This window comes from Rhodococcus sp. LW-XY12 (assembly GCF_019317345.1).
Taxonomy (GTDB): Bacteria; Actinomycetota; Actinomycetes; order Mycobacteriales; family Mycobacteriaceae; genus Rhodococcus; species Rhodococcus pyridinivorans.
Map to the genome: position 1 here is coordinate 3,903,552 of NZ_CP079225.1, position 19,258 is coordinate 3,922,809.

Genomic DNA, 19,258 nt, shown 5'->3' on the forward strand with positions numbered 1-19,258 from the left:
CCAAAAGATTACACACACTCGGTCCTGGTGCAAAATCCGCTGGTAGAGGCGCATAAACGCCGCTCCTCTCCGAGCTCTGCCCACCCGCACCCACCCGTGCCCACACATACGCGCGCGGCGGGCCGGCGGGAGGCATCGGGCGCGAGGCGGAACGGCACCGCGTGCCGAGCCGCCCGGAACCTCGGGGAGAGCAGGACCCACACTCCGGAGCCCGCACCGAAGGGCCCGGGAATGCAGAACAGCCCCGGTTCCGAAGAACCGGGGCCGTTCCGGTGGCAGGTGTAGGATTCGAACCTACGTAGGCGTAAGCCGACGGATTTACAGTCCGCTCCCATTGGCCGCTCGGGCAACCTGCCGGGGTGCGATCGGGACCGCGTCCTCGATGCGTTTGGAAGAATACAACGCATACCCCCCCGAAACGCAAACCGAGTGGTCACAGCTCCGCGCGACCCGATAGCGTCGGGTGGACAGAACCCTTACAGACCGACCCCGAAGTGGAGTGAGACGTGGCTGATTCGTCGTTCGATGTGGTGAGCAAGGTCGACCGCCAGGAAGTGGACAACGCGCTGAACCAGGCGGCGAAGGAGATCGCCAACCGCTTCGATTTCCGGAACACCGGGGCGCACATCGAGTGGTCGGGCGACGAGGCCATCACGATCTCGGCCGAGACCGAGGACCGCGCGCTCGCCGCGCTCGAGGTCTTCAAGGAGAAGCTGATCCGCCGCGACCTGTCCCTCAAGTCCTTCGACGCCGGCGAGCCGACGCAGTCCGGCAAGGTCTACAAGATCACCGGCACGCTGGTGCAGGGCATCAGCCAGGAGAATGCCAAGAAGATCTCCAAGCTCATCCGTGACGAGGGCCCGAAGGGCGTCAAGGCGCAGATCCAGGGCGAAGAGCTGCGCGTGAGCAGCAAGAAGCGCGACGACCTGCAGGCCGTCATCTCGCTGCTCAAGAACGCCGACCTCGACATCGCCCTGCAGTTCGTCAACTACCGCTAGTACGTCGACCACTGCCGACGACGCCCTCTCCTACGACTCCGCCCGCGACCGTCGTCGCGGGCGGAGTCGTCTGGGATTTCGTCTGTGGGGTGCCGTCCGGTCAGCGGATCCCGGCCATGCGCTCGAGCCGTTCGATGCGGTCGGCCATCGGCGGGTGCGTCGAGAACAGCCGGCTCATCTTGTCGCCCGCCCGGAACGGGTTGGCGATCATCAGGTGCGACTGGGCCGCGAGTTTCGGTTCGGGTGGCAGCGGCGCGGCCTGCGTGCCGAGAGCGAGCTTGCGCAGCGCCGACGCGAGGGCCAGCGGGTCGCCGGTGAGCTCGGCACCGGACTGGTCGGCCTGGTACTCGCGCGACCTCGACACAGCGAGTTTGACGACCGACGCCGCGATGGGGCCGAGCAGGGAAACCAGCAGCAGCGCCAGTGGGTTCGCGCCACCCTCCCGGTTGCCGAAGGCCGAGGCGAAGAACGCGAAGTTCGCCAGGCCCGAGATGACGGCAGCCATCGCACCGGCGACCGACGAGATGAGGATGTCGCGGTTGTAGACGTGGGCGAGTTCGTGGCCGAGCACCGCGCGCAGTTCCCGTTCGTTCAGGATCTCCAGGATGCCCGTCGTGCAGCACACGGCGGCGTTTCGCGGGTTACGACCCGTGGCGAACGCGTTGGGGGCGTTGGTGGGGCTGATGTAGAGCCGCGGCATGGGCTGGTGCGCCGCGGTCGCGAGTTCACGCACGATCCGGTACATCGCCGGTGCCTGCACCTCGGTGACCGGCTGGGCGTGCATCGCCCGCAGGGCGAGCTTGTCGCTGTTGAAGTACGCGTAGCCGTTCATGCCGACGGCGAGCACGATCGATATCAGCAGGATCGTCGAATTGCCGAACAACGCTCCGACGAACACGATCAGCGCGGACATTCCGATCAACAGACCGGCCGTCTTGAGACGGTTCGAGTATCCGTGCACGTCGCACCCCTTCCGCACCACGATTTCCCACTCATTCGTCCAACGAACGAGCGAACGGCGCGGTTCCCGCCCCGACCGGGGCGGGACGACACGACGGTCCGTCAGCCGACGCGGGCGACGGTGAAGTCCACGAGGCGACGCAACGCCTCGTTCGCCGACCCCTGCGGCAGGGCATCGAGTTCGGCGTGAGCGCGGGCGGCGTAGGTCGCGAGAGTCGCCTTCGCCGCATCCATCCCCGGCGAGCGGACGAGCAGTTCGAGCGCCTCCGCGACGTGTGCTTCGTCCTCGATGGGACCGACGAGCAGTTCACGCAGACGATCCGCCTCCGGTCCGGTCTCCCGCAGCGCGTAGAGCACCGGCAGGGTGTACACACCCTCGCGGAGATCGGTTCCGGGGGTCTTGCCCGACTCCGTGGTGTCGGACGCGATGTCGATGATGTCGTCGACGATCTGGAAAGCGGTGCCGACGGCGTCGCCGAGCCGTTCGAGACGCTCTACATGTTCCGGATCAGCGCCCGAGAACGTACCGCCGAAGCGACCGCTGGCGGCGATCAGCGAACCGGTCTTCTCCCAGATCACCCGCAGGTAGTGCTCGACCGGGTCGTCGTTGGTACGCACACCGATGGTTTCGCGCATCTGACCGGTGACCAGCTCGGCGAACGTCTCCGCGATGATCTGCACGGCCGACGGACCCAGCGTCGACACCAACCGCGAGGCGTGCGCGAACAGATAGTCGCCGGCGAGGATCGCGACGCTGTTGCCCCAGCGCACGTTGGCGCTCGGGGCGCCGCGACGCATCGTCGCCTCGTCCATCACGTCGTCGTGATAGAGCGTCGCGAGGTGCACGAGCTCGACGACGGTCGCCGCCGTCACCACGGCGGGATCGGTGGGCTTCGGCCCGAGCTGCGCGGTGAGGATAGTGAACAGCGGCCGGAACCGCTTGCCACCCGCCTTCGCAAGGTGCAGTGCGGCCTCCGTCAGGAAGTCCTCACCGTCGGACAGTTCCTCGACCAGGAGTTTCTCGACGCTCGCGAGGCCGTCCCCGACTGTCGCGGCGAGGACCGGATCGCCGAGTTCCACACCGGCCACGACGGTGCTCGGCGCCGCATCGGCCGAACCAGCGGTCCGAGCCGCCCCCTCAGTGCTCACGATGACGTACCCATCCTGTTCTGTCGCCTCGACTTCACCGTAGTGAACCTAGCCGTTCGTTCCCCGATCCACCTCGTCGAGGCGGCCGATCGCGGCCTGAGAAGATGGAGCGGTGGTGGCCGAACACTCCGCGCGAGATCCGCGGCAATCCCAGTCCTGCGTTCCCGACAGTACCGATGTTCTCGTCGTCGGTGCCGGTCCAGCCGGTTCCGCCGCCGCCGCGTGGGCTGCCCGCGCCGGTCGCGAGGTGTTGCTCGTCGATGCCGCGACCTTCCCTCGCGACAAGACCTGCGGTGACGGATTGACCCCGCGTGCCGTCGCCGAACTCGACGAACTCGGCCTCGGCGACTGGCTGCGCACCCGCACCGTCAACCGCGGTCTGCGTCTCGAGGGCTTCGGTGGCCGCTTCGAACTCCCCTGGCCCGACTCGTCGTTCCCGGTCGTGGGCAGCGCCGTGCCGCGCACCGAACTCGACGCCCGGATCCGGCAGGCCGCGCTCGACTCGGGTGCCCGCGCCGTGGACGGAACGAAGGCCGTCGACGTCGAACGCGACGGCGACCGGGTCTCGGCCGTGATCTTCCGCACCGCCGACGGACCGCGGACCGTCCGCTGCCGCACGGTGATCGTCGCCGACGGGGTGCGTTCTCCCCTCGGCAAGGTGCTCGGTCGTCGCTGGCACCGCGACACCACCTACGGCGTGGCCGCGCGGGCCTACGCCACCTCCCCGCGCAGCGACGATCCGTGGATCACCTCGCACCTCGAACTGCGCGACGACGCGGGGGCCGTCCAGCCGGGCTACGGCTGGGTGTTCCCGCTCGGCACCGGCGAGGTGAACCTGGGAGTGGGGACCCTCGCGACCGCCTCGCGACCGGCGAGTGGATCGCTGCGGCATCTCATCGACCTCTACGCGCGGCAGCGCCGCACGGAATGGGAACTCGGCGAGGTGACGCGTGTGGCGTCGGCGCTGCTGCCCATGGGCGGAGCCGTGTCGGGGGTCGCGGGCAGGAACTGGGCGCTGATCGGCGACGCCGCGGCGTGCGTCAATCCGCTCAACGGCGAGGGCATCGACTACGGACTCGAAGGCGGTCGGTTGCTCGCCGGGCTGCTCGACTCCGACGACCTCACCGACCTGTGGCCGGCGACGCTGCGCTCCCACTACGGCCGGGCGTTCTCCACCGCGCGTCGCCTCGCGAGCCTGCTCACGATCCCGAAGTTCCTGCCGGCGACCGGCCCGATCGCGATGCGGTCGCGGACGATGATGTCGGTCGCGGTGCGGGTGATGGGCAATCTCGTCACCGACGAGGACGCCGACTTCGTGGCCCGGGTGTGGCGGACGAGCGGTCATCTCTCGATGCGCTGGGACCGTCAGCCCCTCTTCGCCTGAGCGCCGATACAGCGCCGCGCGGTTACTTGCGTACCGCGCGGTGCCGATGCGCCCGGCTACTTGCGTACCGCGCGGTGCAGGGCGGTGACGCCCCCCGTGAGATTGCGCCACTTCACGTCGCTCCAGCCCGCGGCCTCGATGCGCCGGGCGAGCTGCTCTTGATCGGGCCAGGCCCGGATCGATTCGGCGAGGTAGACGTAGGCGTCGGGATTGCTGCTGACCGCCCGCGCGACCCGCGGCAGCGTCCGCATCAGGTACTCCATGTAGACGGTGCGTAGCGGTTCCCGCACGGGTGTGGAGAACTCGCACACCACGAGGCGTCCACCCGGCTTGACCACCCGGGCGATCTCGCGCAGTCCCTCGTCCGGGTCGGCGACGTTGCGCAGGCCGAAGGAGATGGTCGCGGCGTCGAAGACCGCGTCGGCGAACGGCAGTTTCATCGCGTCGCCTGCGACCATCGGGACGTTGCGGAACTCACCGGCGTGCAGCATGCCCTTGGAGAAGTCGGTGGCGACGACCCACGCGCCGGACCGTCCGAGTTCGACGGTGGAGACCCCGGTGCCGGCGGCCAGGTCGAGCACCCGCTCGCCGGGCTTCAGGTCGAGAGCCGCACGGGTCGCGCGACGCCACCCGCGGTCCTGCCCGAACGACAGGACGGTGTTGGTCAGGTCGTAGCGTGCAGCGACCCCGTCGAACATGGACGCGACCTCACGCGGGTCCTTGTCGAGCGACGCGCGTGATCCGTGAGTTGTTGCCACGGCCGAAACGTTACCCGCTCCCCTAGTGGACGCCGGCGCTCATGCGGCGCGGCGGAGCGCGTGCGCGGGAAGGCCCTGCACCCGCCGGTAATGGGCGAACAACTCGTCGCACAGCACGGGCCAGGTGCGGCCGAGCACTCCACTGCGTGCCGCACCACCGAACTCGTCCCGGACCCCAGGAGCGAGCAGCGCATCGACGGCTCGGGGCAGCAATTCGACGAAGCGGTCCACCGGCAAGCGGTAACCGTTGCGGCAGTGGGCGACGAGGTCGCGTGGTCCGCCCGCGTCCGGCACGATCGCCGGGACCCCGCTCGCCAGGGCTTCCTGCACGGCCTGGCAGAAGGTCTCGTGTTCGCCGGGATGGACGAAGACGTCGAGGCTCGCGTGGGCGCGGGCCAGTTCCTCGCCCCCCAGCTGCCCGGTGAACACGGCCGACGGCAGCTGACGTTCGAGCCGCGACCGTTCGGGACCGTCGCCGACGACGACGAGCTGCAGCCGCGGGTCGTGGGCGAGGATCGCGAGCCGCTCGACGTGCTTCTCGGGCGCGAGGCGTCCCACGAAACCGACGATCGGACGGCCGTCCGGCGACCAGCAGGAGCGCAGGTCCTCGTCCCGCCGGGACGGCGCGAAGCGGTCGGTGTCGACGCCCCGCGACCAGCGCCGCACGCGCGGGATGCCGTGGGCCACGAGGTCGTCCACGGCGGAGGTCGAGGGAGCGAGGGTGAGATCGCAGCCGCGGTGCAGGCGCCGAGTCCACCGCCAGGACGCACGCGCGGCGAGGCCGAGCCCGTAGCTGGAGGCGAATCCGGCCACGTCCGTCTGATAGATCGCGACCGTCGGAATGTCGAGACGTCCCGCGGCGGCGAGACCGCCGGCACCGAGCACGAACGGGGACGCGAGGTGCACCACATCCGGCGCGAAAGTGCGCAGCACCGGAAGGAGTTCCGGGCCGGGCACGCCCACCGGGAGGGAGCTGATCCTCGGTACGCGCACCGCCGGTACGCGGTGGACGGGTGTCCCGTGATGGTCGGACGGAGCAGGTGGCCTGCCTGCGACCGTGTCGGGTGCAACGACCAACGCGTCGTGTCCGGTGCGGTCGAGGTGCTCGAGGACGCGGAGCACCGAGTTGGTGACGCCGTTGACGTTCGGGAGGAAGGATTCCGCGACGATGGCTACTCGCACGCCGACAGCGTGGCGAGCCTGCGAGTCGAGCAGGTGCGAGCTCGGTGACCGATGGACGAAGTCGCGACGAACGTTTCGTTCGTCACACCTGCAGCTGTCGATCCTTCACGTCGGGAGCGACAGCGGGTGCGGCAGTCGCCCTCCGCCGCAGCCAGATCAGCACCGGCGTGGCGATCAACCATGTGACGACGATCACCGATCCGGTCGGGATCAGGGCGACGCGGGCGTCGCGACCGGTCACACGAACGAGATCGGGATCACTCCGGGCGTACTCGACGGCGATCCGCTGCCCGGTGGTCAGCCCCGTCGGGTACAGAACGCCGAGCTCCGGATTGTGCGTCACACCGTCAGGAGTGACGAAACTCACGGCGGACCGCACGGAGCCGGCCGAGAGCACCTCCGCGACGGCCGTGCCCGTGTCGGAGCGGATGGTGAGGTCGTTGCGGAGGGCGCCGAGGAACAGAATCACCGCGAGGGCGGAAATCGCCGCCGCGACCATGAGAACCGCGCGCCGCGCGCGCTCGGGTCCGCTCACAGCTGCGCCCGCACCGCCGCGTGCAATTCGCGCAGCCCGGCCCGATCGGTGGTGACCTCGACCACACGGATGCCCGCGGGCGGCGCCGTGTCGTTCGAGAGGGCGAGCGCGAGTCCCTGCAGATCCACCAGCTCGTGCGGGACGCGGTAGGCCGCACACAGTGCCGCGAGGTCCATACCGTGCGGAGTGCCGAAGACACGCTCGAAAACACCCGCGTACTGCGGGTCGCCCTGTTCGAGCAGTTCGAAGATTCCGCCGCCGTCGTCGTTCGCGACGACGATGGTGAGGTTCTGCGGCCGCGGCTCCGACGGCCCGATGAGCAGGCCCGACGCGTCGTGCAGGAAGGTCAGGTCGCCGAGCAGCGCGACGGTCCGTCCCTGCTCGTAGGCGAGTGCGGCACCGACGGCGGTGGAGACCGTACCGTCGATCCCGGCGACACCCCGGTTGGACAGCACCTTCACGTCGGGTTTCGGGTAGCTCACGAGCGCCGCGTCGCGCACCGGGTTCGATGCCCCGAGCAGCAGCTGGTCGCAGGGCTTCAGCGAGTCCGTCACGACCGCCGCGACGTGCAGTCCGGTGGCCTTCGGATGCCCGTCGAGCTGGGCGCGCACGGCCTTGTCGGTGTGCGCCGACAGCTGGCGGCATCGTTCGAGCCACGCCTCGTCGGGTGTTCCCGACACCACGGCGCGGGTGCCTGTCGCGATGACGTTGCCCGACACGTCGGGCCAGCGCGGGCCGGTGGTCAGCGCGTACACGGTGACGGCGGGGTCGGCGAGCAGGTTCGACACCGGCCGGTGCAGCGTGGGCCGTCCGGTGATGATCGCCTGGCGCGGCTTCAGGTGCGGCAGCGCCATCGGATGCACCGGGATGCCGTGCAACGGTGCGGTGGGTTCGGCGACGGTCGGCAGCCCGGACAATTCGGGGCGGTGGGCGGAACCGTGACCGGAGACGACGATCGTGTCGGGGGTCAGGTCGATCTCGAGCGGGACGTCGAGGGTGGCGTTCACCGTGGTGGTCCAGGCATCGCCGTCGGGGCGGCCCTCGGGCACCGGGCCCTTCGCGTCGAGCTCGGGCACGAGCGGTTCGCGCAGCGGGATGTCGAAGTGGACCGGGCCGGCGTTGCCCGATCGGGTTCCGCGGGCGGCAGCGAGAACGCGGGAGACAGCCGAACGCCACTGGCTGTTCTGCTCGATGCCTTCGGCGAGGCCGAGACTGATGGTGGCGCGCACCTGGCTGCCGAACAACCCGAGCTGTTCGACGGTCTGGTTCGCACCGGATCCGAGCAGTTCGTAGGGGCGATTGGCGCTGAGCACGACCAGCGGGACGCGGGCGTAGTTCGCCTCGAGCACGGCGGGCGCGAGGTTGGCCACGGCGGTACCGGAGGTCATGACGACCGGGACGGGACGCCCCGATGCGAGGGCCAGGCCGATCGCGAGGAATCCGGCGGTGCGCTCGTCGATACGCATGTGCAGGCGCAGACGTCCTGCGCTGTCGGCGGCCTGGAGCGCGAAGGCGAGCGGCGCGTTGCGCGAGCCCGGGCACAGCACGACGTCCCGAACACCGCCCCGGGCGAGTTCGTCGACGACAGCAGTGGCCTGGGCAGTGGACGGATTCACGGAGTCCAGGGTAATTGCGCCGGAAGTGTGGCCGGGTACAGGTGCGGTCAGAATGGAGGCCGTGCGCACAGTCTTCGATCCCGCCGAGTCGAGTCCCGGCCGCTTCTACCGCCTTCTCACCGCGACAATCGTGCCGAGACCGATCGCGTGGGTGTCCACCGAGGCCGAGGACGGTGTGTTCAATCTCGCTCCCTACAGCTTCTTCACGGTGGCGAGTACGGACCCGCCGGTCGTGCAGTTCACCTCCGTGGGACGGAAGGACAGTCTGCGGAACATCGAGCAGACGGGCGAGTTCGTGATCAACATCGCGACCGTGCCGTTGATGGAGAAGGTCAACGCCTCGTCGGCGGCGTTCCCGCACCACATCGACGAGTTCACCGAGGTGGGATTGCACGCCGAGCCGAGCGAGCGGGTGCGGCCCCCGCGGGTCGCGGAGGCACCCGCCTCGATCGAGTGCCGGTTGCACCGTGTGATCGAGATCGGCGACTCGTTCGTCGTGATGGGCGACGTCCTCGCCGTGACGGTCGATCCGGAGGTGCTGGCGGAGGACGGTGCCCCCGACTTCGCCGCGCTCGGCGCGGTGAGCCGGTTGGGGCGGACCGAATGGGGACTGACGCCCGCGGTGCGGAGACTGCAGCGGCCCGGCACTCCCGGGTGACGGCACAGGTTAGGCTCCGCTGAACGATCGTCGGGATGCTGCACGTCGTCAGTGGTGGCATCCGAGCAACCTCGGAGGGCCGTATGGCGAAGAGCACCGGAACCGCACGGCGCAATCCCTATCTCAAGCCCGAGTCGCGGCGGATGGTGCGCGCGCAGGTACTCGCCGCCCAACGCATCAGCCCGACCTTCGTGCGCATCACCGTGGGCGGCGACGACGTCGACTCGATCGCACCGATGGGCTTCGACCACTGGTTCCGCATGTTCTTTCCCACCCCGGATCAGCAGGAACTGACCCTTCCCGGCGCGACCGACGACCGTTGGTGGCCCGAATACCAGGAACTGCCCGAGGAGCGGCGTCCGGTGTTGCGGAACTACACGTTCCGCCGTGTGCGACCTGCGGGCACCGGGCTGTTCGGTCCGACCTCAGAGATCGAGATCGATTTCGCGTCGCACGGCGATCTGGGTCCGGCTTCGGCGTGGGCGGAGCGGGCACAGCCCGGCGACGAGATCGGCATCCTCGACGAGGGCATCAGCAACCTGCCCCTCGACGAAGCACGGTCGTGGCTGCTCGTCGGCGACGAGAGCGCGGTGCCCGCCGTGGTCGGCATCCTCGACTCGATTCTTGCCCTCGACCCGTTCGCGGCCGTGGAGGTCTTCGTCGAGGTTCCGCACCCGGACGATCTCAGCGCCCAGAATCTGCCGACGGGCGAGAACGTGCGGGTGCATCCGGTGATCAGGACGGATGGCGAGGCGGTTCCGGGCAGTCTCGTCGTCGACGCGGTGCGGGAGTCGACGCCCTCGTCGGATTCGGCCCACGCGTTCGTCGCGGGCGAGTCGTCGCTCGCGACCGGCGTGCGCCGCCATCTCGTGCGCGAGTGCGGCTGGGACCGTGCGGCGGTGACCTTCATCGGCTACTGGAAGTACGGGGAGCCCGTCTACTGACGGACCCCTCGAACGACCCCCTCGAACGACGAACGTCGCGGTACCGACCGGCGAACCGGTTCGGGACCGCGACGTCCGGATGTCGCTGGTGTCGGCTCAGCCGGCGTGCTTCTGGATGAGATCACCCAGGCGCGGCAGGGCCTCGACGACGTGCTTCTTGGCCGAGGGGCGCAGCGAGTCGTAGACCTTCTTGACGCCGGACTTCGACGTGCCGGCGATGCGCTCGTCGGTCACGCCGAGGAGAGCGTCGGCGACGACCTCGCCGCGGGCGACCAGGAAGTCCGCGAACGAACCGTTGCCTGCGTACTCCACCCAGAACGGCTGGAGCTTCTCGACGAATTCGGGCAGCAGACCTTCGACGGCACCCGGCACGATGCCCGGGCCGACCTTCTTCACTGCTGCGTAGCCACCCTTGAGGGCGAGACCGGACGCACCCTTCTTGTCCGACACCTCAGCATCGATCAGGGCTTCGACGTCTGCCTTGACCGCCGGGAACTTGTCGGCGCCGAGGAGGGCATCGCCCAGAGCTGCAACCACTTTCACTGCCTCCGTAGATGTGACACTTGTGACCGTTGGGACGCGGGGAACGATATACGACGATTCCGTGCCGTCACAGTCCGCGTCCGGCGAGGTCGTCACAGTCCGCGTCCGGCGAGCACCGTACGGCACCGACGCACCCGCTCGCACCACCACTCGACTCGATCGGGATCGGCCCGCAGCGCGTCGAGCCGCGCGGGTTCGGGCTCGACCGCGACGACATCGAGCGCTCCGTCGGACATGTGCAGAGCCGGCGCGACGTCGGCTTCGAAGAAGCCACCCGTGCCCAGCCCACAGGCGTACGGGAGGTCGGGCAGGGCGGCTGCCGCCGCGAGACCGGTGGCGATCCCCACCGCGGAGTCGAGGGCGCTCGAGACGACCACCTCGACGCCGTGCCCGGCGAGTTCGTCGGCGAGCGCGACGAGGCGTCGGACCCCACCGAGCGGCGAGACCTTCACGACGGCGACGTCCGCTCCCCCGGCCCGCACGACCCGCAGGGGATCCTCGGCGCGGCGGATGCTCTCGTCCGCCGCGATGCGCACCCCGGGCAGTCGCCGGCGCACCTCGACGAGTTCGGGGACGGTCGCGCACGGCTGCTCGGCGTATTCGAGCGGACCGTCGGCGGTGAACGCCGTGAGGGCGCGGACGGCCTCGTCCACGCTCCAGCCGCCGTTCGCGTCGATCCGGACGTGGGGCACGTGTTCGCGCACGGCCCGGACGCGAGCGACATCCTGCGCGAGATCCTGGCCCGTTTCGGCGACCTTCACCTTCGCGGTGCGCGCGCCGGGGAACCGGGTGAGCACCTCGGGGACGCGCTCCGGGCCGATGGCGGGCACGGTCGCGTTGACCGCGATCCGGGAGCGGCGCGGAGCCGGATGGCCATGCCAGGCGGCTTCGATCGCCGACTGCAACCAGTGCGCCGCCTCGTCGTCGCCGTATTCGGGGAACGGTCCGAACTCGCCCCACCCGGCGGGTCCGCGCAGCAGCAGCACCTCGCGTTCGGTGATGCCGCGGAACCGGACGCGCATGGGCAGCGAGACGACGACTGCCCCGTCGAGCAACTCGTCCGCGGACGGGAGGGGCAGCGCGGACGGGAGGGGCAGGGAGGTCACGGCTGGCCCGGCAGCAACTGGACCATCAGCGCCTCGCAGTCGGCGAGGAGGTTGCCGTCGACATCGCGCAGTTCGGCCTTGCAGAAGGCCTTGCGACCGTCCACGCGGTCCACCCAGCCGTCGACGACGAGTTCGGTCTCGATCGGAGTGATCCTGCGGTAGTCGACGTGGAGATAGGCGGTGCGGGCGATCGGGCGGCCGTTGGCGTGGATGACCATGCCGAACAGGTCGTCGAACAGCAGTGGCAGCGTGCCGCCGTGCGCGGCCCCGTTGCCTCCGAGGTGGTAGCGGCGGAAGACGCCGCGCTCACGGACACCGTCCGGTCCGTACTTCTCGATCGTCCACGGCAGCAGCAGCGCGCTGCCGCGTCCGGGCAGGTCGACGTTGAATCCGGCGGGCGAGCGGCCCTCGGGCACGGCGTGCTCGGCGAGCAGGCCGACGAGTGCCTCGGTCTGCTCGATCGCGCGGTCGACGACCTCGTCCGGCGGGTTCGTGGAGACCATCAGATCCTGCAGACGCCGGAAGGTCTCGACGAGGCGACCGTAGTTCGGCCCCGCCTTCACCGGTTCGTAGACCGGGAATCCGCCGTGGTGTTCGTAGTCGTCGCGGGGATCGGTCTGCTCGGTCATGGTTGTGCACGTTATCGGGCGGCAGCGCACGTCGCCGAGATGTCCGGCCCTTTATGGTGACGAGGTGACCTTCGATCCAGAATTGTGGCGCCCGGTACCCGGGTTCGAGAACCTCACCGACATCACCTATCACCGACACGTCACGCAGGGCACGGTCCGCGTCGCGTTCGATCGCCCCGAGGTGCGCAACGCCTTCCGTCCGCACACCGTCGACGAGCTCTACCGCGTGCTCGATCATGCGCGGACCACCTCCGACGTGGGCGTCGTGCTGCTCACGGGCAACGGCCCGAGCCCGAAGGACGGCGGGTGGGCGTTCTGCTCCGGCGGCGACCAGCGGATCCGTGGCCGTAGCGGCTACCAGTACGCGAGCGGCGAGACCGCCGACACCGTCGACAAGGCCCGCGCGGGCCGGTTGCACATCCTCGAGGTCCAGCGGCTGATCCGGTTCATGCCGAAGGTCGTCATCGCTGTGGTCAACGGCTGGGCCGCCGGTGGCGGTCACAGCCTGCACGTCACGTGCGACCTGACGCTCGCCTCCCGTGAGCACGCCCGCTTCAAGCAGACCGATGCCGACGTGGGCAGCTTCGACGGGGGCTACGGCAGCGCCTACCTCGCCAAGATGGTCGGCCAGAAGTTCGCGCGGGAGATCTTCTTCCTCGGCGACACCTATACGGCCGAGGAGATGCACCACATGGGTGCGGTGAACAAGGTCGTCGACCACGACGAGCTCGAGAACGTCGCGCTGGAGTGGGCGCAGAAGATCAACGGCAAGTCGCCGCAGGCGCAGCGCATGCTCAAGTACGCCTTCAACCTGCAGGACGACGGCCTCGTCGGTCAGCAGTTGTTCGCGGGCGAGGCCACGCGTCTGGCCTACATGACCGACGAAGCGATCGAGGGTCGCGACGCTTTTCTCGAGAAGCGCGAGCCCGACTGGTCGCCCTACCCGCACTACTACTGATCCTGACGCGACGAACCGGACTTCGCCCCTGCTACAGCAGGTGCAAAGCCCGGTTCGCCGCGCAGGGAGGGGTCGTCCGACGGAAGGTCAGACGCAGTCGCGGCAGTAGGCCTGCTCGCCGGCGCTCGTCGCGCGACGGCTGTGGTGCTGGACGAGGAAGCAGCCCATGCAGGTGAACTCGTCCGACTGCTTCGGCAGGACCTGCACCGAGAGCTCCTCCGCCGACAGTGCCGAGAGGTCGGCGCCGGGCAGGTCGAGGGACTCGAGGATCTCGCCCTCGTCGGTGTCGGCGGCCGCGGTGGGCTTGATGTCCAGCTCGTCCAGGGCAGTGCCACCGCCGCCCAGGATGTCGGTGGTGCGGGGAGCGTCGTAGTCGGTCGCCATGGCAGTTCTCCTCACTCGTTGTCGGCGGTGCCGCGCAGCCGCGGTAACGGCTGTGTCGGATCCGCTGTGGCAGGCCGGCGCTGTCATGGGCACCGTTGCCGTCAGTAATGTCCCATCGAAAGCTTCGTCAAACACATATGTTCAGTTACGTTCGAACCGTGTGCTCTCGGGCACACTGTGGGACATGACCGATCGCCAGAGTCCGCGAACCGCCCACACCCGCCCGGAAAGCGTCTCCGACGCCACTGTGAAAGCGACCGGCAAACTGTCCGAGGCCCTCGAGACCGTCGAGCAGGCGCGAGGCCATCTCTATGCCTTCCACCAGCTGATGGGCCGCGCCGATCTGCTCACCGGCGACGCCGAGGAGTTGTTCCGCGAGGCCGGGCACGACGAGATCGCCGAGCGACTCGGCACCGAGATCATCGGACGCAACATCGCCGAGGGTCGCTGGACCTTCCAGCTCGTCGAGGAGTTCGACGACGGCTACTGGTCGGACTTCCGCACGTTCGAGAAGCAGGTGCGCGACGAACTCGTGGAGGGCCGGCGCCATCTGTTCGAGGCCGAGATGAAGGAATCGCGGCGCACGCACGGCCGCCGCCATCACGAGGCCTGCCCGGCCGAGGAGCAGTGACCGTGGAGATCCTCAGCAGCCGCACCATCCTCCGTCCGCGCGACCCCGAGGCCGCCCTCGAGTTCTACGGTTCGACGCTGGGACTGGCGATCGCCCGCGAGTATCCCGGCGGAACCGTCTTCTTCGCGGGGCAGTCGCTCATCGAGATCGCCGCGCACGGCCGATCCGACGACAGCGACGAAATGTTCCACGGCGCCCTGTGGCTCCAGGTGCGCGACGTCTACGACGCCGAGGCCGAACTGGCGTTGAAGGGCGTGCGCATCGTCCGGGGTGCGAAGCAGGAGCCGTGGGGACTGCGCGAGCTGTGGATCGCGGATCCCGAGGGGATCCCGATCGTCCTGGTGCAGATCCCCGAGGACCATCCCTTGCGGCGCGACCTCCGTTGACGAACGGAGGTACCCGGGCACGGCCGGAGGCAGTCGCGCGACGCCGGTGATCTTGCACACAAGCCGTGCGGTCTGCTCTGCACTCCGCTCATGGTCGGAGTCCGAAAGAACCGGTCGGGTGTGACGGCGAGACGCAGAATTCACATCCCCGTCGCTGTACATTCACCTGCCCGCTACCCCACAATCGACAGACGTGACCGCAGAGTTCGTCGTGCTCCTGGTGGTGGTCGTCACTGCCCTCGCTTTCGATTTCACCAACGGCTTCCACGACACCGGCAATGCCATGGCGACATCCATCGCCACCGGCGCCCTCAAACCCAAGACCGCGGTCACTTTGTCCGCGACTCTCAACCTCGTCGGCGCCTTCCTGTCCGTGGAAGTCGCCGCGACCGTCGCGAAGGGTGTCGTCGACCTCGACACCGTCGGCGGTACCGATCTGTTGCTCATCGTCTTCGCCGGTCTGGTCGGAGCGATCCTCTGGAACATCTCGACCTGGCTGTTCGGTCTGCCGTCCAGTTCGTCGCACGCCCTGTTCGGCGGTCTCGTCGGCGCTGCACTGGCGTCGATCGGTGTCCAGGGCGTCGTGTGGGACGGAGTCCTGGGCAAGGTCCTGCTTCCCGCCGTGCTCGCGCCCGTCATCGCGGCGCTGGTGTCCACGGTGGGCATCTGGTCGATGCACCGCCTGACCCGACCGGTCGCCACCGAGCACCGCGACCGCGGCTTCCGGCTGGGACAGATCGGCACGGCGTCCCTGATGTCCCTCGCGCACGGCACCAACGACGCGCAGAAGACGATGGGCGTGATCTTCCTGGCCCTCGTCGCCCACGGCACCATCACCGCCGACACCGAGATGCCGTTCTGGGTGAAGGTCGCCTGTGCCGTCGCGATCGCACTCGGCACCTATCTCGGTGGCTGGCGCATCATCCGCACGCTGGGCAAGGGCCTCGTCGAGATCGCCCCGCCGCAGGGCCTGGCCGCCGAGTCGTCGTCGGCCGCCATCATCCTCACCTCGAGCCATTTCGGTCTGCCGCTGTCGACCACGCACGTCGCCACGGGGTCGATCCTCGGAACGGGTCTGGGCACCAAGGGCGCCGAGGTGCGCTGGTCGGTGGCGCGACGGATGGTCGTCGCGTGGGTCATCACCCTGCCGTGCGCCGCGGTCGTCGGAGCGATCTGCTGGGCGCTCGCCCACCTCATCGGCGGCATGTCCGGCGTGCTCGTCGTGTTCGCAATCCTGTGCGCCCTGGCCCTGTTCATGTGGGTGCGCTCGCGCCGGCAGCCCGTCGACGCCTCCAATGTCACCGCCGACTGGGACGACAAGCTCGCCTCGGCGCCGGGTGCCTCCGAAACGGTCAGCAGGGAAGGACGCTTGTGAACCTGTTGACGCACACCCTCGATTCCCTCTGGCAGGTCGTTCTCGTGGGCCTGCTGCTCGGCGCCGGCCTGCCCTCCTTGTTCGCCCTGGGGGTCCGCGCGCTCGACACCGGTCGGGGCAGCGACGGCATACCGACTCCCGTGGCGCGGGCCGCTGCGGTGTTGTGCTTCGCCGTGGTCGCCTGCGCGATCCTGGCGGGAATCCTCCTGCTGGCGTCCGATTTCCTCGCCGGAACGTTCGGCATCGACATCTTCTGATCGGAGTGACGGGTGGCTCTCCCGCCGTTTCTCGCTTCCATCGTCGAGTGGCTCCGCGCCGGTTACCCCGAAGGGGTACCGGAACAGGACTACGTACCCCTGTTCGCACTGCTCGCGCGGCGCCTGTCCGACGAGGAGGTCGCCCAGGTCGCCGACACCTTGGTCGAGGACGGTGACCTCTCGATCAACCGCATCGACATCGCGGTCCTGATCAGCAAGATCACCAACAACATGCCGTCGCCCGACGATGTGGACCGGGTCCGCCGCCAGCTCGAGGCAGGCGGATGGGACACGACACAATACGATCTGTGACCACACTCGAGCTCCTGCCCGTCCCTGCCGGGTCCGCCGTCCGCTCCGTGCTGCCCACCCTGCAGCGCATGCTCGACGGTGACGGACCGGCTCTGCTCCCCGTCCCCGCCGGGGACGAGCGGGAGACGCTCCGACTCACCGCCGCACTGAGCCCCGGTGAACCCGTCGCGGACGGCGTGGGACTGGTGGTCGCGACCTCCGGCACGACCGGGACCCCGAAGGGTGCCATGTTGTCCGCGCAGGCGCTGCGCGCGAGCGGCGACGCCACCCACGCCCGACTGGGCGGGACGGGCTCGTGGCTCCTGGCCCTGCCCGCCCATCACATCGCGGGCATGCAGGTGCTGCTGCGCAGCCTGCTCTCCGGAACCGAACCCGTCGTCGTCGACGTGTCCGCCGGTTTCGATCCTGCGGATCTGCCGGCGGCGGTGGACGCCGTGCCGGGCCCCCGCCGGTACAGCTCGATGGTTCCCACGCAGCTGGTCAAGGCCCTCGACCATCCCGACGCCACCGCGGCGCTTGCCCGCCTCGACGCGATCCTGCTCGGTGGGGCCGCGACTCCCGTGCCAATCCTCGACCGCGCCCGCGCGGCCGGCATCACCGTCGTGCGCACTTACGGCATGAGCGAGACCTGCGGCGGCTGCGTCTACGACGGCGTGCCGCTCGACGGCGTGTACGTGCGCGTCGACGGGGACTCGCGGGTGTGGCTCGGCGGCGCCACGCTCGCCTCGGGCTACCGGAACCTGCCCGACCATCCTGCCTTCGCCGAACCCGGCTGGTTCCGCACCGACGACGCGGGCATGCTCGACGACGGGGTCCTGCGCATCCTGGGACGGCTCGACGAGGCCATCTCGACCGGTGGGCTCACCGTGGTCCCCCAGGTGGTCGAAGCCGTGCTCGTCGAGCACCCGGCCGTCCGGGAGGTCGCGGTGGTGGGTCTGCCCGACGCCCGGCTCGGTCAGCGCGTCGCGGCGGTCGTCGTGCCCGTCCCCGGCGCGACGCCGACGCTCGCCGAACTCCGCGACCACGTCGAGGCCACGCTCGATCCCACTGCTGCGCCGCGTGAGCTGCAGGTCGTCGACACGCTGCCGCTGCGTGGACCGGGCAAGGTCGATCGCCGCGCCCTCGTCTCGCGCTTCTCCTGACGGGGTGCGCACGACGCGGCAGGCAGGCCCGGGTGCGAAGATCGATCCATGGCAACGGCTGGTCAATGGCTCGAAGGCGCTCGTCCGCGCACCCTCCCCAACGCGATCGCACCCGTCCTGGCGGGCACGGGCGCTGCGGCGTGGCTCGGTGAGGCCGTGTGGTGGAAGGCGCTGCTGGCACTGGTCGTCGCGCTCGGACTGATCATCGGCGTGAACTTCGCCAACGACTACTCCGACGGCATCCGCGGCACCGACGACGAGCGGGTCGGCCCGATGCGGCTCGTGGGTTCGGGGGCGGCGAGCCCCGGCGCTGTCAAGCGCGCGGCGTTCGTGTGCTTCGGCATCGCGGCCGTCGCGGGACTCGCTCTCGCCGTCACGACCGCCTGGTGGCTCGTGCTCGTCGGCGCGGTCTGCATCGCCGGGGCCTGGTACTACACCGGCGGAAAGAACCCGTACGGCTACAGCGGCTTCGGTGAGATCGGCGTCTTCGTGTTCTTCGGGCTGGTCGCGGTGCTCGGCACCCAGTTCGTTCAGGCCGGTCGCGTCGACTGGGTGGGTCTGGCCTGCGCGGTCGCCGTCGGCTCGATCTCGACGGCCGTCCTGGTGACGAACAATCTCCGCGACATCGCCACCGACGCGGAGACCGGCAAGCGGACCCTGGCGGTCAAGCTGGGCGACCCGAGGACCCGCACGCTCCACCTGGTGCTGGTCGTCGTGCCGTTCGTGATGTCGCTCGTGCTGGTCGCGGCGACGCCGTGGGCGCTCGCCGGCTTCCTCGCCGCACCGTTCGCGGTCCGCGCGCACAAACCGGTGCGGGCCGGTGCCCTCGGTCTCGCGCTGATCCCGGCGCTCAGCGATTCGGGTGTCGCGATGCTCGTGTGGGCGGTAGCCACCGCGCCCGCGCTGGCCTTCGGCTGACCATGACGCGGGCGCGGCGGACCGGGTCGCGGGCGGACGGGATCAGTCGCGGTCCGGGACGACCAGGCCGAGGACGAAGTTGACGATCGCGATGATCACGCCGCCCCACAGCGCCGCCCAGAAACCGTCGATCGTGAGGCCGTACTCGGTGAATCCGCTCAGCCACGCGGTGAGCATGAGCATCAGCGCGTTGACGACGAGCAGGAAGAGCCCGAGGGTGAGGATCACCAGCGGCAGCGACAGCAGCTTCACCAGCGGCTTCACGAGTGCGTTGACGACGGTGAAAATGGCGGCCAGCACGACGAGCGAGATGACCTTGCGGGTCGTGTCGGAGGTGCCTGCGGGATCGGTGAAGTCGATCCCGTCGACCAGCTCGACCGCGAGCCACAGACCGACCGCGTTGATGATCAACCGCAGTATCAGAGAAATCATG

Annotated in this window: 23 protein-coding genes and 1 tRNA gene; 12 read left to right on the forward strand and 12 right to left on the reverse strand. The window is 69.4% G+C overall.

The annotated features are described in order from the left end of the window. Nucleotides 1-273: 273 nt before the first annotated feature. Nucleotides 274-356: transfer RNA gene (locus KXC42_RS17965), tRNA-Tyr, on the reverse strand. Nucleotides 357-506: 150 nt separating this feature from the next. On the opposite strand from KXC42_RS17965, the gene KXC42_RS17970 reads away from it, so the two are divergent. Further along, the gene (locus tag KXC42_RS17970; protein WP_006552295.1) at nt 507-998 is read left to right on the forward strand and encodes a YajQ family cyclic di-GMP-binding protein; all 492 of its coding nucleotides are present in this window, start codon (nt 507-509) and stop codon (nt 996-998) included. Between the two features lie 100 nt (nt 999-1,098). Here KXC42_RS17970 and htpX read toward each other — a convergent pair whose 3' ends face one another. After that, nucleotides 1,099-1,959: a zinc metalloprotease HtpX gene (gene htpX / locus KXC42_RS17975; RefSeq protein WP_024101689.1), complete on the reverse strand. Its 861-nt coding sequence runs from the start codon at nt 1,957-1,959 to the stop codon at nt 1,099-1,101. A gap of 101 nt (nt 1,960-2,060) precedes the next feature. Then, nucleotides 2,061-3,107 (reverse strand): polyprenyl synthetase family protein, encoded by a 1,047-nt coding sequence (locus tag KXC42_RS17980; RefSeq protein WP_006552298.1) that lies wholly within the window; start codon nt 3,105-3,107, stop codon nt 2,061-2,063. 112 nt (nt 3,108-3,219) lie between these two features. Between KXC42_RS17980 and KXC42_RS17985 the strand changes: the two genes are divergently transcribed. Continuing rightward, the gene (locus KXC42_RS17985) at nt 3,220-4,491 is read left to right on the forward strand and encodes a geranylgeranyl reductase family protein (protein WP_050993579.1); all 1,272 of its coding nucleotides are present in this window, start codon (nt 3,220-3,222) and stop codon (nt 4,489-4,491) included. Nucleotides 4,492-4,547: 56 nt separating this feature from the next. Here the strand turns inward: KXC42_RS17985 and KXC42_RS17990 are convergent, their stop codons facing one another. The 4 genes from KXC42_RS17990 to menD all read right to left on the reverse strand — a co-directional run bounded on the left by KXC42_RS17990 (nt 4,548) and on the right by menD (nt 8,582). Then, complete coding sequence (locus tag KXC42_RS17990; protein WP_200358459.1) at nt 4,548-5,249, reverse strand: demethylmenaquinone methyltransferase; 702 nt, start codon at nt 5,247-5,249, stop codon at nt 4,548-4,550. Nucleotides 5,250-5,288: 39 nt separating this feature from the next. Continuing rightward, nucleotides 5,289-6,431, reverse strand: coding sequence for a glycosyltransferase family 1 protein (locus KXC42_RS17995; protein ID WP_006552301.1), 1,143 nt, complete (start codon nt 6,429-6,431; stop codon nt 5,289-5,291). A gap of 82 nt (nt 6,432-6,513) precedes the next feature. Continuing rightward, the gene (locus tag KXC42_RS18000; RefSeq protein ID WP_024101693.1) at nt 6,514-6,966 is read right to left on the reverse strand and encodes a DUF3592 domain-containing protein; all 453 of its coding nucleotides are present in this window, start codon (nt 6,964-6,966) and stop codon (nt 6,514-6,516) included. Next, on the reverse strand, nt 6,963-8,582 hold the full coding sequence (gene menD, locus KXC42_RS18005; RefSeq protein ID WP_006552303.1) for a 2-succinyl-5-enolpyruvyl-6-hydroxy-3-cyclohexene-1-carboxylic-acid synthase: 1,620 nt from the start codon (nt 8,580-8,582) through the stop codon (nt 6,963-6,965). The genes KXC42_RS18000 and menD overlap by 4 nt, the downstream gene beginning before the upstream one ends. A gap of 52 nt (nt 8,583-8,634) precedes the next feature. Between menD and KXC42_RS18010 the strand changes: the two genes are divergently transcribed. Both KXC42_RS18010 and KXC42_RS18015 read left to right on the forward strand, forming a co-directional pair. After that, nucleotides 8,635-9,240: a flavin reductase family protein gene (locus KXC42_RS18010; RefSeq protein ID WP_006552304.1), complete on the forward strand. Its 606-nt coding sequence runs from the start codon at nt 8,635-8,637 to the stop codon at nt 9,238-9,240. An 83-nt stretch (nt 9,241-9,323) separates the two neighbouring features. Further along, on the forward strand, nt 9,324-10,184 hold the full coding sequence (locus KXC42_RS18015; RefSeq protein WP_219129335.1) for a siderophore-interacting protein: 861 nt from the start codon (nt 9,324-9,326) through the stop codon (nt 10,182-10,184). Between the two features lie 96 nt (nt 10,185-10,280). On the opposite strand, the gene KXC42_RS18020 is transcribed toward KXC42_RS18015, so the two are convergent. The 3 genes from KXC42_RS18020 to KXC42_RS18030 form a co-directional block, all read right to left on the reverse strand. Beyond that, complete coding sequence (locus KXC42_RS18020) at nt 10,281-10,721, reverse strand: hypothetical protein (protein ID WP_006552306.1); 441 nt, start codon at nt 10,719-10,721, stop codon at nt 10,281-10,283. A 98-nt stretch (nt 10,722-10,819) separates the two neighbouring features. Then, nucleotides 10,820-11,824, reverse strand: a complete 1,005-nt coding sequence (locus KXC42_RS18025; protein ID WP_257606186.1) for an o-succinylbenzoate synthase — start codon at nt 11,822-11,824, stop codon at nt 10,820-10,822. 5 nt (nt 11,825-11,829) lie between these two features. Then, the gene (locus tag KXC42_RS18030; protein ID WP_006552307.1) at nt 11,830-12,462 is read right to left on the reverse strand and encodes a PaaI family thioesterase; all 633 of its coding nucleotides are present in this window, start codon (nt 12,460-12,462) and stop codon (nt 11,830-11,832) included. Between the two features lie 64 nt (nt 12,463-12,526). Between KXC42_RS18030 and KXC42_RS18035 the strand changes: the two genes are divergently transcribed. Beyond that, the gene (locus KXC42_RS18035) at nt 12,527-13,420 is read left to right on the forward strand and encodes a 1,4-dihydroxy-2-naphthoyl-CoA synthase (RefSeq protein ID WP_006552308.1); all 894 of its coding nucleotides are present in this window, start codon (nt 12,527-12,529) and stop codon (nt 13,418-13,420) included. A gap of 87 nt (nt 13,421-13,507) precedes the next feature. Here KXC42_RS18035 and KXC42_RS18040 read toward each other — a convergent pair whose 3' ends face one another. Continuing rightward, nucleotides 13,508-13,804: a DUF4193 domain-containing protein gene (locus tag KXC42_RS18040; protein ID WP_219129336.1), complete on the reverse strand. Its 297-nt coding sequence runs from the start codon at nt 13,802-13,804 to the stop codon at nt 13,508-13,510. Between the two features lie 184 nt (nt 13,805-13,988). Here KXC42_RS18040 and KXC42_RS18045 point away from each other — a divergent pair, with 184 nt between their 5' ends. From KXC42_RS18045 to KXC42_RS18075, 7 genes are all read left to right on the forward strand, one after another. Next, a complete protein-coding gene (locus KXC42_RS18045; RefSeq protein ID WP_024101700.1) occupies nt 13,989-14,435 on the forward strand; it encodes a hypothetical protein in 447 nt (148 codons plus the stop codon). A gap of 2 nt (nt 14,436-14,437) precedes the next feature. Then, nucleotides 14,438-14,821 (forward strand): VOC family protein, encoded by a 384-nt coding sequence (locus KXC42_RS18050; RefSeq protein ID WP_024101701.1) that lies wholly within the window; start codon nt 14,438-14,440, stop codon nt 14,819-14,821. Nucleotides 14,822-15,014: 193 nt separating this feature from the next. Continuing rightward, nucleotides 15,015-16,196 (forward strand): inorganic phosphate transporter, encoded by a 1,182-nt coding sequence (locus KXC42_RS18055; RefSeq protein ID WP_064851981.1) that lies wholly within the window; start codon nt 15,015-15,017, stop codon nt 16,194-16,196. Further along, the gene (locus KXC42_RS18060; RefSeq protein WP_064851982.1) at nt 16,193-16,453 is read left to right on the forward strand and encodes a hypothetical protein; all 261 of its coding nucleotides are present in this window, start codon (nt 16,193-16,195) and stop codon (nt 16,451-16,453) included. The genes KXC42_RS18055 and KXC42_RS18060 overlap by 4 nt, the downstream gene beginning before the upstream one ends. A 12-nt stretch (nt 16,454-16,465) precedes the next feature. Further along, complete coding sequence (locus KXC42_RS18065) at nt 16,466-16,765, forward strand: DUF3349 domain-containing protein (RefSeq protein ID WP_006552314.1); 300 nt, start codon at nt 16,466-16,468, stop codon at nt 16,763-16,765. Beyond that, a complete protein-coding gene (gene menE / locus KXC42_RS18070; protein ID WP_373922160.1) occupies nt 16,738-17,907 on the forward strand; it encodes an o-succinylbenzoate--CoA ligase in 1,170 nt (389 codons plus the stop codon). Before KXC42_RS18065 ends, menE begins: the two co-directional genes overlap by 28 nt. Before the next feature lie 48 nt (nt 17,908-17,955). Further along, on the forward strand, nt 17,956-18,825 hold the full coding sequence (locus tag KXC42_RS18075; protein ID WP_006552316.1) for a 1,4-dihydroxy-2-naphthoate polyprenyltransferase: 870 nt from the start codon (nt 17,956-17,958) through the stop codon (nt 18,823-18,825). 42 nt (nt 18,826-18,867) lie between these two features. On the opposite strand, the gene KXC42_RS18080 is transcribed toward KXC42_RS18075, so the two are convergent. After that, entirely contained in the window at nt 18,868-19,257 is a 390-nt protein-coding gene (locus KXC42_RS18080; protein WP_033096110.1) for a phage holin family protein, read from the reverse strand. Between the last annotated feature and the right edge of the window lies 1 nt (nt 19,258).